This is a genomic window from Stenotrophomonas indicatrix (assembly GCA_041545745.1).
Taxonomy (GTDB): Bacteria; Pseudomonadota; Gammaproteobacteria; order Xanthomonadales; family Xanthomonadaceae; genus Stenotrophomonas; species Stenotrophomonas indicatrix_A.
Genome location: CP168152.1, coordinates 1,630,307 through 1,644,046 on the forward strand (window position 1 = coordinate 1,630,307; position 13,740 = coordinate 1,644,046).

A 13,740-nucleotide genomic window follows, 5' to 3' on the forward strand; every position below is an offset into this window, starting at 1 on the left:
CGAGTACCGCCCGCATGACCGACTTCGTTGTTGCCATCCCGGCCCGCTATGCCGCTTCGCGGCTGCCGGGCAAGCCGCTGCGTCTGCTGGGCGGAGAGCCCATGGTGCTGCATGTGGCCCGCCGCGCGCTGCAGGCCGGCGCAGGTGAGGTCTGGGTCGCGACTGACGACCAGCGCATTGCCGAGGCGTTGTCCGGCCTGGAGGAAGTGAGGGTGGCGATGACCGCGGCGTCGCATGCCTCCGGCACCGATCGCCTGGCCGAATGCGCGCGTATCGCTGGCTGGGCTGAGAACACCGTGGTGGTCAACCTGCAGGGCGATGAACCGTTCGCACCGGCCGCCGGCATCCGCGCCGTCGCCGCGGCACTGGTGGAAGGCAGCGCGCCGATGTCGACCCTGGCCACGCCGGTCGAGGATGCACACACGCTGTTCGACCCGAACGTGGTCAAGCTGGTGCGCAACGTGCGCAACGAGGCCATGTACTTCAGCCGTGCGCCAATCGCCTGGCATCGCGACGGCTTCGCCCGCAGCCGCGAGATCCTGCCCGAGGGCCACCAGTGGCTGCGTCACATCGGCATCTATGGCTACCGTGCCGGCTTCCTGCAGCAGTTCGCCTCGATGCCGCCGGGCACGTTGGAACAGGTGGAATCGCTGGAGCAGCTGCGCGTGCTGGAAGCGGGCTACCCGATCGCCGTGGCGATCTCGCCCGAACCCTTCCCGCCGGGCATCGACACCCCTGAAGACCTGCAGCGCGCCGAAACGCTGCTGCAGGCGATGGCCGCGCGATGAAGCTGCTGGTCGTCTGCCTCGGCAACATCTGCCGCTCGCCGATGGCCGAAGGCGCGCTGCGCGCCCGCCTGGATGCCTCGGCGCTGGCTGGGCGGGTGCAGGTCGACTCGGCCGGTACCGGCGACTGGCATGTGGGCCAGCCACCCGACCGGCGAGCCATTGCGTGCGCAGCCGGGCATGGCGTGGACCTGGGCAGCCTGCGCGCGCGGCAGCTGCGGCCGCAGGACTTCGACACCTTCCACTGGATACTGTGCGCCGACGAGGCCAACCTGCGTGATGCCGCACGCCTTGCCACCGCCACCCAGCGCGAGCGCCTGGCGCTGTACCTACCGTGGTCGGGCGGGCAGGGCGAACGCGCGATTCCCGATCCCTATACCGGTGGCAGTGATCATTTCGAACAGGTCTGGTCGCTGGTCGACGCTGCTGCCGAACGCACCGTGGCACGCCTGTTGCATCACGCTGACTCCGGCATAATCGGGGCATGAACATCCAGCCCGTCCCGGACCTGCCCGAGTTCGCCGCCTGGCTCAATGCCGCGCCCTGCACCCTGACCGAACTGCGTGGCCGGCCGGTCGCGCTGTTGTTCGTCAACGCGGCTTCCGTGTGGAGCGCGCAACGGCTGGCCGAGTTCAGCCAGTGGCTGTCACGCCACCCCGGCAAGCTGCAACCCCTGGTGCTACAAGTACCGCGTTTCGATTTCGAGCGTGACGCCACGGCTGCGTTGAAACTGCTGCGCCGGCAGGGCCTGACCATGCCGGTGCTGCTCGATGCCGATTGGGATGGCTGGCGCCGCTTCGGTGTCACCGCCTGGCCGACCATGGTGCTGCTGGACGCGCAGGGCCGCGAACAGCAGCGCTTGATCGGCCAGGGCGTGCCCGGCGAGTTGGAGCGGGCCCTGAATGCCCTTTGCGAGGGTGCGCCGTCGGCCCCTTCGCGCGGCGGCAGCGAACTGCATCCCGAGCCGCGCCAGGCGTTGCGATTCCCCATGGGGCTGGCCGTGAACCAGGAACGGCTGTACATCGCCGACAGTGGCCATCACCGCATCCTTGAATGCAGTCATGGCGGCCGCGTGCTGCGTCAGTTCGGCCTCGGCACCGCCGACTTCATGGACGGCAACCTCGCCGAAGCCGCTTTCCACAGGCCGCAGGCGCTGGCGCTGGAGCGTGAGTCGCTGTACGTGGCCGACACCGGCAACCACGCCGTGCGCCGCATCAACCTGCTGACCGGCCTGGTCGATACCCTGTGCGGCAACGGCCGTCCGGGCGCTCCCGTGGAAGGGCCGGTGGCGCAGCCTCGGCAGGTATCGCTGGATCATCCGGTTGGCCTGGCCATCGCCGAAAACCAGCTGCACGTCGCCATGGCCGGCGACAACCGCATCTGGAGCTATCACCTCGGCCAGCGCAGCCTGCAGTGGCGCGCTGGCAGCGGCGCCATCGACGAGCGCGACGGCAGTGGGCACCTGGCCGCGTTCGCGCAGCCCACGGCCGTGGCCGTGGTCCAGCAGGTGCTGTACGTGGCCGATGCGCTGGGCTCTTCGATCCGTTCATTGCAGTTGCGCGGTGACCTGGTGCAGACCCTGGTCGGGCAGGGCACCTGGCGCTTCGGTGAGGACGATGGCCCGCGCGCGCAGGCCAGCCTGCAGTTCCCGCAGGCGATCGCGCTGAGCCCGGATGCGCCGTTGCTGTGGATCGCCGATACCGGCAATGGCCGCCTGCGCACGTTGCGTCTGGGGGGCGGCGAACTGACCACCCAGCCCTTGCCGCGACGCCTGCATGGCCCGGCCGGCCTGGCCGTCGGTGCCGGCGCGGTGTGGATCGCCGAAACGGATTCCCACACCGTGCTGCGCCTGGACCCTGACAGCGGCGTGCTCAGCGAAGTGCCGATCAGCGAATGACCGTTGTTCCCGTCCCGACCTTCGATGGCAAGGCCTTCGCGGCCCAGCTGAGTACCGCCCCGGGCGTGTACCGCATGTATGCGGCCGACGACACGCTGTTGTACGTCGGCAAGGCCCGTGCGCTGCGCAACCGCGTGGGCAGTTACTTCAACGGCAGTCCGAAGAACGCGCGCATCATGTCGATGCTCTCGCAGATCGTGCGCATGGACGTGACCGTGACGCGCTCGGAAGCCGAAGCGCTGCTGCTGGAAAACCAGCTGATCAAGTCGCTGTCGCCGCGCTACAACGTGTCCCTGCGCGACGACAAGACCTATCCGCATGTGCTGCTGACCCGCGAGGACTGGCCGCGCATCGCCCTGCATCGTGGCCCGCGCGCCATTCCCGGGCGCTATTTCGGGCCATATCCCGGCGTCACTGCGGTGCGCGAGACGCTGAACCTGATGCACAAGCTGTTCAAGCTGCGCAGCTGCGAAGACAGCGTGTTCCGCAACCGCTCGCGGCCCTGCCTGCAGTATCAGATCGGGCGCTGCAGCGCGCCGTGCGTGGAGCTGGTGCCAGCAGCGGACTACGCCGAGTCGGTGCGCCGCGCGGCGATGTTCCTGGAAGGCAAGAGCGATGAGCTGACCCGGGAGCTGGGCGAGCAGATGCAGGCCGCCAGCGAAGCGCTGGAATTCGAGCAGGCCGCGCGACTGCGCGATCTGATTACTTCATTGCGCAGCATGCAGACCCGCCAGTACGTGGACGGCCGCGCGGCCGACCTGGATGTGCTGGCGGTGGCCATGCAGGGCTCGCAGGCCTGCGTGATGCTGCTGGCCTTCCGTGATGGCCGCAACCTGGGCACCCGCCCGTTCTTTCCCCGCACCAACGGCGAGGAAAGCCCGGATGAAGTGCTGGCGGCCTTTGTCTCGCAGTACTACATCGAATTCGAGCCGCCGCGCGAGATCCTGCTCGACCGCGAAATTCCCGATGCCGATCTGATCGGTTCGGCGCTGTCGGCCTCGGCCGAGCGCAAGGTGCAGCTGAAATGGAACGTGCGCGGCGAGCGCGCAGGCTACCTGGAACTGGCCAGCCGCAACGCGCAGTTGACCCTGGCCACCGAGATCAACAGCCGCACCGCGCAGCACGCGCGCAGCGAAGCGCTGCGGGTGATGCTGGGGCTGGCCGAACCGGTAAAGCGGGTGGAGTGCTTCGACATCAGCCACACCATGGGCGAAGCCACCGTGGCCTCCTGCGTGGTGTTTGACGCCGCTGGCCCGGTGCGTTCGCAGTACCGCCGTTTCAACATCAGCGGCATCGAGCCGGGCGATGATTACGCCGCGATGCGCCAGGCCATCGACCGCCGCTTCCGCCGCGCCGTGGAAGAGCAGGGCGTGCTGCCGGACGTGCTGCTGATCGACGGTGGCGCCGGCCAGCTGGCACAGGCGCTGGCGGCGCTGGCCGATCTGGGCGTGGAAGGCGTGCTGCTGGTGGGTGTGGCCAAAGGCGTGGAACGCCGTGCCGGCCACGAAGCCCTGGTGATGCCCGATGGCCGCGAACTGCGCCCGGGTGCGGCCGATCCCGCCCTGCAGTTCATCCAGCAGGTGCGCGATGAAGCGCACCGCTTCGCCATCACCGGCCATCGCGGGCGTCGGCAGAAGGCCCGGATGAGCAGCAAACTGGAAGACATCCCCGGCATCGGGCCGCGCCGGCGCGCCAGCCTGCTGAAGCATTTCGGCGGCCTGGTCGGCCTGAAAGCGGCTGGAGAAGCAGAAATCGCCAAGGTGGAAGGCATCAATGACGCCCTCGCAGCGCGCATCTACGCTAACCTGCACGGGTTGGCCGCGCCGGATCCGGCCGAGTAGAGAGAGAATAAAGCCGCATGACGTTGACCCTGCCCACCTGGCTGACCCTGTTGCGGATCGTGATGATCCCGGTGCTGGTGCTGGTGTTCTACCTGCCCTACACCTGGACCAACTTCGCATCGGCAGCGATCTTTGGCCTGGCCGCGATCACCGACTGGCTCGATGGCTGGATCGCGCGTCGTTACGGCCTGGAGTCGGCGTTCGGCGCCTTCCTCGACCCGGTCGCGGACAAGTTGATGGTGGCGGTGGCGCTGTTCCTGATCGTGCAGGGTCATCCGACCCCGTGGATGGCGTTCTGGGCGGCGGTGATCGTCGGCCGCGAGATCGCGGTGTCGGCGCTGCGCGAGTGGATGGCCGAACTCGGCCAGCGTGCCAAGGTGCGGGTGGCGATGATCGGCAAGGTCAAGACCACCGCGCAGATGGTCGCGCTGCTGTGCCTGCTGTATTCGGTGGCGCCCAACGTGCCGGTCAACGACATCTGGATGGGCCCGCCGGTATTCCATATCGGTGACTGGACCCTGGCCATTGCCGCGGTGCTGACCCTGTGGTCGGGCCTGCAGTACCTGCACGCCGCCTGGCCCAGCTTGCGTGACGACGAGCGCGCCGCGCGCGAGCGTTCGCGGCAGAAGAAGCTGGGCAACGGTTGAGAAACTGCCGGTGTCGGATCCCTTTCCGCAGGAAAGGGCTCTGACACCATCGCCGCCCGCATCCACGCATGGCGTGGATCTACTGAAGCGTCCATCCACGCGTGGATACGCAATGTCGGCCAGCTCCACAAATCCCGGAAAAAAGCGCTTGACGCAATCCTTGGAACAGGTAAAATTTCGCCTCCCAAGCGGGAATAGCTCAGTTGGTAGAGCGCAACCTTGCCAAGGTTGAGGTCGCGAGTTCGAGTCTCGTTTCCCGCTCCAGATTCAAGAATAACGCTCCCGCAAGGGGGCGTTTTTCGTTTGTCTCCAGCGCGCTTCATATCCACTTCACCGCCACTCCATCGCCTCACCACGCGGAGGCTCGAAGCTGCATCTCCCTTCTCAAGTGGTGATGCCGCGATGCCTCACACTCCCACGGCCAACGACTACGACGTGATCATCGTCGGCGCCAGTTTTGCAGGTGCTGCCTGTGCACTCGCCGCCGCCCAGTACGGCCTGCGTGTCTGCGTGCTCGAACGCAAGGCCGACCCCGGCGAGCGCCTGCATACCACCGGCATCGTGGTGAAGGAGGCCATGCAGCACACCTGGCTTGGTCGCATGCCCGAACAGCTGGTGCAGCGCGTGGCGCGCGTGCGCCTGTACGCACCGAACCTGCGCAATGTGTTGCTGGCCGCACCGGGCTACTACTTCCTCACCACCGATACACCGAACCTGATGCGCTGGTTGGCCAGCGAACTGCGCGCCAGTGGCGTGGACCTGCGGTTGCAGCAGTCGTTCACCGACGCCTGCCGCGACGGCGACGCGTGGCAGGTTGAAGGGGTGGGGCGCACGGCCTATCTGGTCGGCGCTGACGGCGCGCGTTCACGCGTCGCGCTGCGCACCGGCCTGGGCCAGGTGCGCGACAACCTGTATGGCGTCGAGCGCGAGTTTGCCGGCGTGCAGCTGCCGGAAGGCGATGCCTTGCACTGCTTTGTCAGCCGCCGGTTCGCACCCGGCTACATCGGCTGGGCCGCGCAGAACCCCACCGGCGTGCAGGTGGGATTGGCGCTGCGGCATGATCCCGCACATGCACGCGCGCCGGATATCGAGGGATTCCTTGAACACGTGCGCGACGTTGTGGGACTTCCGCACTCGGCCCAGGTTGCCGGCACCCGCGCGGGGCTGGTGCCCTGCGGGTTGCCGGATGGCCCGATCACCGCGCCGGGCGTGATCCTGACCGGTGATGCGGCAGGTGTCGTCTCGCCGCTGTCGGCCGGCGGCATCCACTCGTCATGGCGGCACGGCTGGGCGGTCGGTGATGCGATCGGGCTGCACCGGCGCGGCAAGGGGCCAGCCGCCGAGCAGGTGGCAAGGCAGGCGGCCCCCACCTTTCACCGCAAGCGCGTGCTGCGCTGGGCCATGGACCACCTGCAGCGGGACTGGCCGGTCGATGCGCTGCTGCGTACCGGCCCGGTGCGCCGGCTGGCCGAACAGATCTACTTCCACCGACGGGGCGTTCGGGCGTGATCCGGAAGCTGAACGCTGGCCGGTGAAAGGGCTGCAGAATCCTGTTGACGCCGTGCAGCAATCCCGACACAATAGCGCTCCTTCGACGCAGGTCGAACGGAATCTGCGGGAATAGCTCAGTTGGTAGAGCGCAACCTTGCCAAGGTTGAGGTCGCGAGTTCGAGTCTCGTTTCCCGCTCCAGATTCAAGAAGAACGCTCCCGCAAGGGGGCGTTTTTCGTTTGCGCGCCGCCATCCAGATGCAGCCTTGCTAGCGCGGAATGCCCCGGCTCGCGCTGCACCAGGTACGCACGTCCGCACGATCAAAGCCGGCGCAGGCGTTCTTCCGCGGGATGTACAGATACGGGGCGTCGGCCTGGTAGGTGAAGTGGTAGTAGTAGGTCTGGTCCTGGCCATACAGCCAGTAGTTCGACGAGCCGTCATTGATCACGTACGGCTCGAAGGAAAGGATCGACGACTGCGCGGGAATGAAGTTGCTTCTGTCCATCAGCAGCATGGTCGCGTTCGATGCCAGTGGCGTCGCCAGGCAGATCGCCATCGTGCCCACGATAAGCACGGCCATGAAGATGCCGAGTGTGCGGCGAGAGCTGGATTTCAAGCGTATTGCCTGCCGGTATAAGCGTTGCGGCCAATGTGCCCCAGCGCCCGCGGACAGTCCAGCGTTCAGCTTGGCGGCGCCGATGAAAGGCTGTGGAAAGGCCGAGGGTTCGCAATGCATGCACCGCACACGCGCTGTAACGCACCTCCGACCGATTCTCCATGTCCACTCCACAATCGCGGCGTAGCCTCCTCGGCTTCTCTCTCCACGAAGGCGGGCGGGTGGCCAAACGTTTCACTTCCCCTGCAATGTCCGCTCAAAGGTATGTCCCCCTCCCGCGCATCGTACTGGCTGCCGGGGCGCTCCTGGCCAGCATGATGCTGGCAGGCTGCATGTCGGTGCCGGTTCCCGATCTGCCCGATCGCACTCCAGTGGTCTGGAATCAAGCCGCCCCTGCGCAGGGCGTCGCGGTCGATGCGCGGCAGTGGTGGAAGGTGCTGGCCGATGCGCGCTTGAACGCACTGGTGGAAGAGGCGATCGCCGGCAATCTGGACCTGCAGCAGGCCACGCTGCGGCTGCAGGCGGTACGCCTGGTGTCGGGCACCGCCGATGCGCGCTTCCGTCCGGAGATAACGGCCAGTGCAAAGCAGGTGCAGGACGCCGCCGCGGTCGACACCTACTTCCACGCCGGCGTCGAAGCGATCTGGGATCTCGGCCTGTTTGGTGCAGCGGAAAGTGCGCGGCTGAGCGCGCAGGCGGCCAACGCAAATGCAGAGGCACTGCGCGATGCAGCGCAGGTGGCGGTCGTCGCTGATGTGGTGCGCAGCTATCTGGATCTTTCCGTCGCGCAGGCGCAGGCGGATCTGTTGGGTAAGCAACAGGCGGTTGACGCACGCGGCGAGCAACTGGGGCTGGTGCGGCAGCGCCTGCATCTGGACGAGCCTGGCGAGCTGGATCGTCTGCGTGCGCGGCAGGCGACCACACGCGCTGCCATTGCACAGGCGGATGAAAACGCAGGCAACGCCGCGCGTGCGCTGGCGCTGCTGCTGGGGCGCGATGGGCCGGATCCGGCCTGGAATGCCTACCGCACGCCGCCGCAATTGAGCGCCTTCACCTTGCAGCAGGTGCCGGCCGATCTGCTGCGCCATCGCCCGCAGATCCTGCTGGCCGAGGCCGATGTGCTGCAGGCTGCCGCCGAAAAGGGCAGTGCACGCGCGTCGATGTACCCGAAACTGAGCCTGGGCGGCTCCATCCTGTACGCCTACAACCTCACCCAGAACGCACGCTCCAACTCCGATTCCAGCCCATCGATCGGTCCCTATATCGACATTCCGCTGTGGGACTGGGGCCAGCGTCGCGCGCGCTACCAGTCCGACGACAAGCAACTGGATGCGGCGTTGCTGGGCTATCGCAAGGCCGTGCTGCAAGGCGTGGCTGAAGTGGAAGGCGCATTGGGCAGCCTGGCCCGTCAGGACAGCAGCATCCAGTCGCTGCAGGTGGCCGACGACGCTGCCCGGCAGCAGGTCGCCCGACAGGCCCGGCAGGTGCAGCTTGGCCTCTCCAGTGAGTTCGACGGGCTGGAAAGCCAGCGTGCGGCGTTGTCCGCGCAGGCCGATCTGATTGGTGCGCAGGGTACGCGCGTGCTCGCCTTCGCATCGCTCTACCGGGCAGTGGGCGGCGCACCCTTGCCGGTCGAGCCTGAAGGCGACGCGCAATGATCGCGCTTGCCCGCAAGACGCTGGTTTACGAGTGGCGCCGATTCCTGCCGGTGGTGCTGGCCATGTGTTTCGCCGGTGTCCTGCTGATCGTGCAGGCGGCACTGGTGCTGGGCATCTTCGGCACCGCTGCGATCTACGTGAAGGCGTCCAGCGCCGATGTCTGGGCTGGCTTTGCCGGCACGCAGAGCGTGAACTACGGCCATGCGATCAGCGCGGATGTCGAGAGCCGGCTGCGCATGGACCCGGATGTCACCCGCGTCGAGCCCTACGAATGGGTCGATGGCGAGTGGCGCTCCAGCGCGCAGGGTATCGGCAACGTGTCGGTGTATCTGTCCGGCATCTCCACGGCGGACGACGCGATGATGTTCTCGCGCATCCTGTCGCCTGAGCTGCGTGCGCAGTTGCGTGAGCCCGGCGCGGTGATCGTCGACAGCGCTGACCTGGACACCCTGGGCGTAGATCTGCGCAGCAACCGGGCCTGGATCAACGGCAAGGCGGTGCGTGTGGTCGCCGCGCAACCTGGCCTGCGTGGCCTTGGTGGCGTCAACGTGTTGGCATCACTGGACACCGCGCGTGCCATCGCCGGAACCGATCCGCATGAGGGCAGCACCTATTTCGTGGCGGGCACGCGATCGCCGGAATTGGCAGGTCGCGTGCGCGATCGCCTCAACGATTCAACGGGCCGCGCCACGCCTGTCGAATTCTGGACAGCACCGGAGTTCGCCAGCCGCTCGCAGCAGTACTGGCTGTTCGATACCGGTGCCGGCATCGCGGTGCTGTTCATAGCGGTCATCGTCTGCTTCGTCGGCGCGGTGATCACCAACCAGTCTTTCGCGGCGGTGGTGGCCGGTTCGGTACGCGAATACGCCACCCTCAATGCGCTCGGAGCAGGCCGCTACGCGCTGGCGCGGGTGGTGTTCGAACAGGCCGTGCTGATCGGTGGTGTCGGCATGCTGCTGGCCGCAGCCTTCAGCACGGTGGTGCTGTTGGCGGCGCAGACCCAGCGCGTGCCGGTACAGCTCACGCCGACGGTGGTTCTCGGCTGCGTGGCGCTGGTCGCGGTGATGGCCATGCTGTCGAGCATCATGGCGGTGCGCAGCGTCGTCCGCTCCGACCCATCGTTGCTGTTGCGTTGAAGGGCGACTGATGACGAACACCTCCACCACGTCCCCGACGCTGCGTGCCGACGCACTGGAGAAGGGCTTCGTCTCCGGCGATGTGCACGTTCCCGTGCTGCGTGGCCTGTCGCTGGACATCTATCCCGGCGAATTGACCCTGGTGTCGGGCCCCTCCGGCTGCGGCAAAAGCACGTTGCTGTCGCTGATGTCCGGGCTATCCACGCCCGACGGCGGGCGCGTGCATGCGCTTGGACAGGACGTCAGCCACATGACCCGCAGCGAGGTGGAACGCTTCCGCCTGCATCATGTTGGTTTCGTGTTCCAGGGCTTCAATCTGTTCCCGGCGCTGACCGCACTGGAGCAGGTGCAGCTGCCGTTGGGCTATCGCGGCATGCGCAACCGTGACAGCGAGCCGCTGGCGCGGCAGGCGCTGGACGAGGTCGGTCTCTCGCACCGCAGCCACATGCGTCCCGCACAGTTGTCCGGCGGCGAGAAGCAGCGCGTAGCGGTTGCACGTGCCTTCGCCAAGTCACCGACACTGATCTTTGCAGATGAGCCCACCAGTGCGTTGGACGCCGAGAACGGCCAGCGTGTGATCGACATACTGCACCGTTATGCGCGCACACATCAGGCCACGGTGCTGTGCGTAAGCCACGATCCACGCCTGATCCGCCATGCGGATCGGGTGATCGCCATGGAAGACGGCACGGTCCGCGATGACCGTCGCCAGAACGAAACCGTAGGGCCCAGCCGATGACCAGATTGCCGCCGTTGTTTTCCCTCAGCATCTCCTTGGGCGCGGTATTGCTGCTGGGTGCCTGCAGCAAGGGTGCACCCGTACCCGCACCGCCGGCCGCGTCCACGTCCGCCAGCGCGGACAAGGTTGGCGTCGCCCGCGGCATCATCGATGTGGAAGGCGGGCTGATTGCACTGGTGCCAGCAATGGATGGTTCGGTCAGCACCGCGCCGGTGAAGGAAGGGGCGGTGGTCCGCAAGGGCGATGTCCTGCTTTCCCTGGATGGCGGACTGCTTGAACAGGAAGTGGGCATGGCCAACGCCGATCTCGCGCTGGCTACCCACCGGCTGAGGGGCAGCCAGGCACAGCTGCGCGAGTTGGAGCGCAATGCCACGCGTCTTGCCACCGGCGCCAGCGAAGGCGTCTCTTCCAACCAGCAGGCCGACGCCGCCAGGCAGCAGCTGGCCGGCGTCCGCGCCGATGTCGATGTGGCGGGCGCGCAGGTCGAGATGGCCCAGCACAAGCTGGAGCACGCCAGGCTCAAGCTGCGGCAGATGTCTTTGACCGCGCCGGATGCCGGCACCGTGGTTGGCCAGGTGCCCGGCGTGGGTGCGTTCGTGCAGGCCGGCAAGCCGGCGATGTCATTGCTGCCGGCGCGGCCGCTGCAGGTGCGCGCCGAACTGAGCGCGGCCTATGCCGATGCGGTGCAGGTTGGCATGCGCGCGACGGTGGTGATCGATAGCGATGGCACTGAGGGCAAGCCGCTGCCGGTGGCACGCGTGGTCCGCATCAGCCCGGTGTTCGCGCCGGCGCGGTTGCCGGAGGATGCAGGGCGCGGCGTGGCCAAGGTGGTGGAGTGCGTGCTGGAGTTCGAGAGTGCCGCGAAGGCACGCGTCGGCCAGCACGTGCGGGTGGAGTTCAGGAAGTAACGGCATTGCTCTCTACGGGAGCGCGTGGCTCTGTTTCCTTCTGACCAATGCCCGCCACGCACTGGCCAGTGACACCACGCACAGCGCCAGCAGCAACCCCACATCCAGAAGCAGCAGCCACAGCAGGTGCATTCCCTGTACCGGTGGCTGGTGCATCATCGATGCCAGCCACGGGAAGGTCCACGCCAGCAGCAACACGCAGGCGATCAACAGTCGCAGCCACAAGCGACCGAACTTCCAGGGGCGCACGATCAGCGCAGCGATCACCAGCTCGACCGTACTCAACAGCGCGAACACGACGACGCTGCTGGTCGGGTAGGGCAGGGTTCCGCCTTCGAAGTGCCGCAACATCCAGTAGTCCGGTGTGAAGCCCGCATTGACCAATGCGGCGATCAGCGCCAGCCAGATGAGGGCGACAGGGATCCAGAACAGGCGGGCGTAGCGGGTTCTCGTAGGCGGCTTCATCGGGTAGGCGGGCTGTTGACGGCGTGAAGGAATTTCGACACAATAGCGCTCCTTCGACGCAGGTCGGAGAATCTGCGGGAATAGCTCAGTTGGTAGAGCGCAACCTTGCCAAGGTTGAGGTCGCGAGTTCGAGTCTCGTTTCCCGCTCCAGATTGCACAGGGCCCCGGTTGGGGCCTTGTTTTTCTCCCGCCACGGCAAGGCGGGGCACGTTGAGCCACAAGGCTTTGCGCGCAGTCAGAAAAGTGAAAACTGTTGTGAAATGGCTGGTGTGCGTCCCGGGCTTCCGGTACCATGATGGCTTATGCGGGAATAGCTCAGTTGGTAGAGCGCAACCTTGCCAAGGTTGAGGTCGCGAGTTCGAGTCTCGTTTCCCGCTCCATGTTCCGACAGGCCCCATCGCGGGGTTTTGTCATGTCAGGGGCGTCGTTCCTGATCGCAGTACGTTGGCCTCATGGCAGAGTGGCTATGCACCGGATTGCAAATCCGTTTACAGCGGTTCGATTCCGCTTGAGGCCTCCAATTGAAAAGCCCTGATTACGGTCAGGGCTTTTTCTTTGCATGGTGTTCTGCGTCATTGTGCGGAATCCGCTGATACGACCGAAGAGCCATCGTTCTGCCACCCGTTTGCGGGTGGCAAACTCGCGTTGACATGCACCGAGTGCGTTTACGTGAGTCGCAGGGATGGCAACTAAACGATGCCGGGGCGACTCCTGGCAGTACACGATCAAGCGGGCTGGGTGTTGCCCCAGCCGGTTGAGCAGCAGGCCGTCGTGATCGAGCAAACCGCCACCCTTGAGAGGCACTACACCGATGCGGACTGACCTGTGGGATCAATTCGGCGAACTGGTCAGCAGCAACCCTCGATTGCTGGCGACCGTCACCGCGCACAACAGTGATGGCACCAGCACGCTGACGACGTATGACGGGGTACAGATGCGGGCTTTCGGCCAGCTGCAGCAAGCCATTCCATACAACGTCTGGGTTCGAGGTGGTCGGATGGTCGAAGCGGCTCCCAACCTTCCGGTGATGGAAGGCACTATCTAGCAAGACAGGGCGCTGCCCAGATGCCTGCAAGCATCCAGGCAGCGCCGCAACACAGGTGATCTCAGCACCTGGCATTGGCCGTGGCCCCGTCGCCCTAGCGAGAGCGGCGGGATTGTCGTCAGGGCCAAGGGTAGCGGGAATGGATCGGTAAGTTTCTACTCTGCGTTGGGTTGCTCAGCTGCTACACCTGTGCGTACCAACAACTACGCTTCTGAATGTGGATTCAGGGAGACTGCACAGCGCTGAGGGAGCCTCTACCAGTAGCACACCGCTGTGGTATGCATCCTTCCATCGACGAGTTCACAGTTCGGGCATCACTTATCAGACACGCTACTTGCGCTGTGTGTGTGCCTTCGAAGGGGGAGCTGTATGGCTCAGTCACCGACGTTGTACATCTTCCATCATCGATGGAAAGCGTTGCCTTCATGTCTCCTGCGACCACACTCTTAAAAGCAACAGCGCCAGCGGATGTGAAATTGCTTCCTACAGGATAGTACCCGTCAGGGGCAACAG

General features: G+C 66.0%; 13 protein-coding genes and 5 tRNA genes. 16 read left to right on the forward strand and 2 right to left on the reverse strand.

Annotated elements, in window-relative coordinates:
- The first annotated feature begins 14 nt into the window (after positions 1 to 14).
- From kdsB to ACEF39_RS07545, 8 genes are all read left to right on the forward strand, one after another.
- Positions 15 to 788, forward strand: a complete 774-nt coding sequence (gene kdsB / locus ACEF39_RS07510) for a 3-deoxy-manno-octulosonate cytidylyltransferase (protein ID WP_500287497.1) — start codon at positions 15 to 17, stop codon at positions 786 to 788.
- On the forward strand, positions 785 to 1,273 hold the full coding sequence (locus tag ACEF39_RS07515; protein ID WP_500287498.1) for a low molecular weight protein-tyrosine-phosphatase: 489 nt from the start codon (positions 785 to 787) through the stop codon (positions 1,271 to 1,273). Before kdsB ends, ACEF39_RS07515 begins: the two co-directional genes overlap by 4 nt.
- Positions 1,270 to 2,682, forward strand: coding sequence for a hypothetical protein (locus ACEF39_RS07520; RefSeq protein ID WP_500287499.1), 1,413 nt, complete (start codon positions 1,270 to 1,272; stop codon positions 2,680 to 2,682). Before ACEF39_RS07515 ends, ACEF39_RS07520 begins: the two co-directional genes overlap by 4 nt.
- Complete coding sequence (uvrC, locus tag ACEF39_RS07525; protein ID WP_500287500.1) at positions 2,679 to 4,523, forward strand: excinuclease ABC subunit UvrC; 1,845 nt, start codon at positions 2,679 to 2,681, stop codon at positions 4,521 to 4,523. The genes ACEF39_RS07520 and uvrC overlap by 4 nt, the downstream gene beginning before the upstream one ends.
- A gap of 17 nt (positions 4,524 to 4,540) precedes the next feature.
- The gene (gene pgsA / locus ACEF39_RS07530; RefSeq protein WP_089240079.1) at positions 4,541 to 5,170 is read left to right on the forward strand and encodes a CDP-diacylglycerol--glycerol-3-phosphate 3-phosphatidyltransferase; all 630 of its coding nucleotides are present in this window, start codon (positions 4,541 to 4,543) and stop codon (positions 5,168 to 5,170) included.
- Between the two features lie 188 nt (positions 5,171 to 5,358).
- Positions 5,359 to 5,434 (forward strand) — tRNA-Gly (locus ACEF39_RS07535).
- Positions 5,435 to 5,572: 138 nt separating this feature from the next.
- The gene (locus tag ACEF39_RS07540) at positions 5,573 to 6,679 is read left to right on the forward strand and encodes an NAD(P)/FAD-dependent oxidoreductase (protein WP_500287501.1); all 1,107 of its coding nucleotides are present in this window, start codon (positions 5,573 to 5,575) and stop codon (positions 6,677 to 6,679) included.
- Between the two features lie 105 nt (positions 6,680 to 6,784).
- Positions 6,785 to 6,860 (forward strand) — tRNA-Gly (locus ACEF39_RS07545).
- Between the two features lie 68 nt (positions 6,861 to 6,928).
- Here ACEF39_RS07545 and ACEF39_RS07550 read toward each other — a convergent pair.
- The gene (locus tag ACEF39_RS07550) at positions 6,929 to 7,276 is read right to left on the reverse strand and encodes a hypothetical protein (RefSeq protein ID WP_500287502.1); all 348 of its coding nucleotides are present in this window, start codon (positions 7,274 to 7,276) and stop codon (positions 6,929 to 6,931) included.
- A 332-nt stretch (positions 7,277 to 7,608) separates the two neighbouring features.
- Between ACEF39_RS07550 and ACEF39_RS07555 the strand changes: the two genes are divergently transcribed.
- Genes ACEF39_RS07555 through ACEF39_RS07570 form a run of 4 tightly spaced genes read left to right on the forward strand, consistent with a single transcriptional unit; the run spans position 7,609 to position 11,717 of the window.
- On the forward strand, positions 7,609 to 8,934 hold the full coding sequence (locus ACEF39_RS07555; protein ID WP_500287503.1) for a TolC family protein: 1,326 nt from the start codon (positions 7,609 to 7,611) through the stop codon (positions 8,932 to 8,934).
- Positions 8,931 to 10,070: an ABC transporter permease gene (locus ACEF39_RS07560; RefSeq protein WP_500287504.1), complete on the forward strand. Its 1,140-nt coding sequence runs from the start codon at positions 8,931 to 8,933 to the stop codon at positions 10,068 to 10,070. The genes ACEF39_RS07555 and ACEF39_RS07560 overlap by 4 nt, the downstream gene beginning before the upstream one ends.
- A 10-nt stretch (positions 10,071 to 10,080) precedes the next feature.
- Positions 10,081 to 10,809: an ABC transporter ATP-binding protein gene (locus ACEF39_RS07565; protein ID WP_500287505.1), complete on the forward strand. Its 729-nt coding sequence runs from the start codon at positions 10,081 to 10,083 to the stop codon at positions 10,807 to 10,809.
- Positions 10,806 to 11,717, forward strand: a complete 912-nt coding sequence (locus ACEF39_RS07570; protein ID WP_500287506.1) for an HlyD family secretion protein — start codon at positions 10,806 to 10,808, stop codon at positions 11,715 to 11,717. The genes ACEF39_RS07565 and ACEF39_RS07570 overlap by 4 nt, the downstream gene beginning before the upstream one ends.
- A gap of 12 nt (positions 11,718 to 11,729) precedes the next feature.
- Here ACEF39_RS07570 and ACEF39_RS07575 read toward each other — a convergent pair whose 3' ends face one another.
- Positions 11,730 to 12,182: a hypothetical protein gene (locus ACEF39_RS07575; RefSeq protein ID WP_500287507.1), complete on the reverse strand. Its 453-nt coding sequence runs from the start codon at positions 12,180 to 12,182 to the stop codon at positions 11,730 to 11,732.
- Between the two features lie 74 nt (positions 12,183 to 12,256).
- Between ACEF39_RS07575 and ACEF39_RS07580 the strand changes: the two genes are divergently transcribed.
- From ACEF39_RS07580 to ACEF39_RS07595, 4 genes are all read left to right on the forward strand, one after another.
- Positions 12,257 to 12,332: transfer RNA gene (locus tag ACEF39_RS07580), tRNA-Gly, on the forward strand.
- 154 nt (positions 12,333 to 12,486) lie between these two features.
- Positions 12,487 to 12,562, forward strand: a tRNA-Gly gene (locus ACEF39_RS07585).
- Between the two features lie 66 nt (positions 12,563 to 12,628).
- Positions 12,629 to 12,702, forward strand: a tRNA-Cys gene (locus tag ACEF39_RS07590).
- Between the two features lie 291 nt (positions 12,703 to 12,993).
- Positions 12,994 to 13,227 (forward strand): hypothetical protein, encoded by a 234-nt coding sequence (locus ACEF39_RS07595; protein WP_500287508.1) that lies wholly within the window; start codon positions 12,994 to 12,996, stop codon positions 13,225 to 13,227.
- Positions 13,228 to 13,740: the final 513 nt, after the last annotated feature.

Bases quoted from the DNA above. Each gene is read 5' to 3' on its own strand.
- kdsB (WP_500287497.1), top strand. From the start codon at position 15: ATGACCGACTTCGTTGTTGCCATCCCGGCCCGCTATGCCGCTTCGCGG.
- ACEF39_RS07515 (WP_500287498.1), top strand. From the start codon at position 785: ATGAAGCTGCTGGTCGTCTGCCTCGGCAACATCTGCCGCTCGCCGATG.
- ACEF39_RS07520 (WP_500287499.1), top strand. From the start codon at position 1,270: ATGAACATCCAGCCCGTCCCGGACCTGCCCGAGTTCGCCGCCTGGCTC.
- uvrC (WP_500287500.1), top strand. From the start codon at position 2,679: ATGACCGTTGTTCCCGTCCCGACCTTCGATGGCAAGGCCTTCGCGGCC.
- pgsA (WP_089240079.1), top strand. From the start codon at position 4,541: ATGACGTTGACCCTGCCCACCTGGCTGACCCTGTTGCGGATCGTGATG.
- ACEF39_RS07540 (WP_500287501.1), top strand. From the start codon at position 5,573: ATGCCTCACACTCCCACGGCCAACGACTACGACGTGATCATCGTCGGC.
- ACEF39_RS07555 (WP_500287503.1), top strand. From the start codon at position 7,609: ATGTCGGTGCCGGTTCCCGATCTGCCCGATCGCACTCCAGTGGTCTGG.
- ACEF39_RS07560 (WP_500287504.1), top strand. From the start codon at position 8,931: ATGATCGCGCTTGCCCGCAAGACGCTGGTTTACGAGTGGCGCCGATTC.
- ACEF39_RS07565 (WP_500287505.1), top strand. From the start codon at position 10,081: ATGACGAACACCTCCACCACGTCCCCGACGCTGCGTGCCGACGCACTG.
- ACEF39_RS07570 (WP_500287506.1), top strand. From the start codon at position 10,806: ATGACCAGATTGCCGCCGTTGTTTTCCCTCAGCATCTCCTTGGGCGCG.
- ACEF39_RS07575 (WP_500287507.1), bottom strand. From the start codon at position 12,182: ATGAAGCCGCCTACGAGAACCCGCTACGCCCGCCTGTTCTGGATCCCT.
- ACEF39_RS07595 (WP_500287508.1), top strand. From the start codon at position 12,994: ATGCGGACTGACCTGTGGGATCAATTCGGCGAACTGGTCAGCAGCAAC.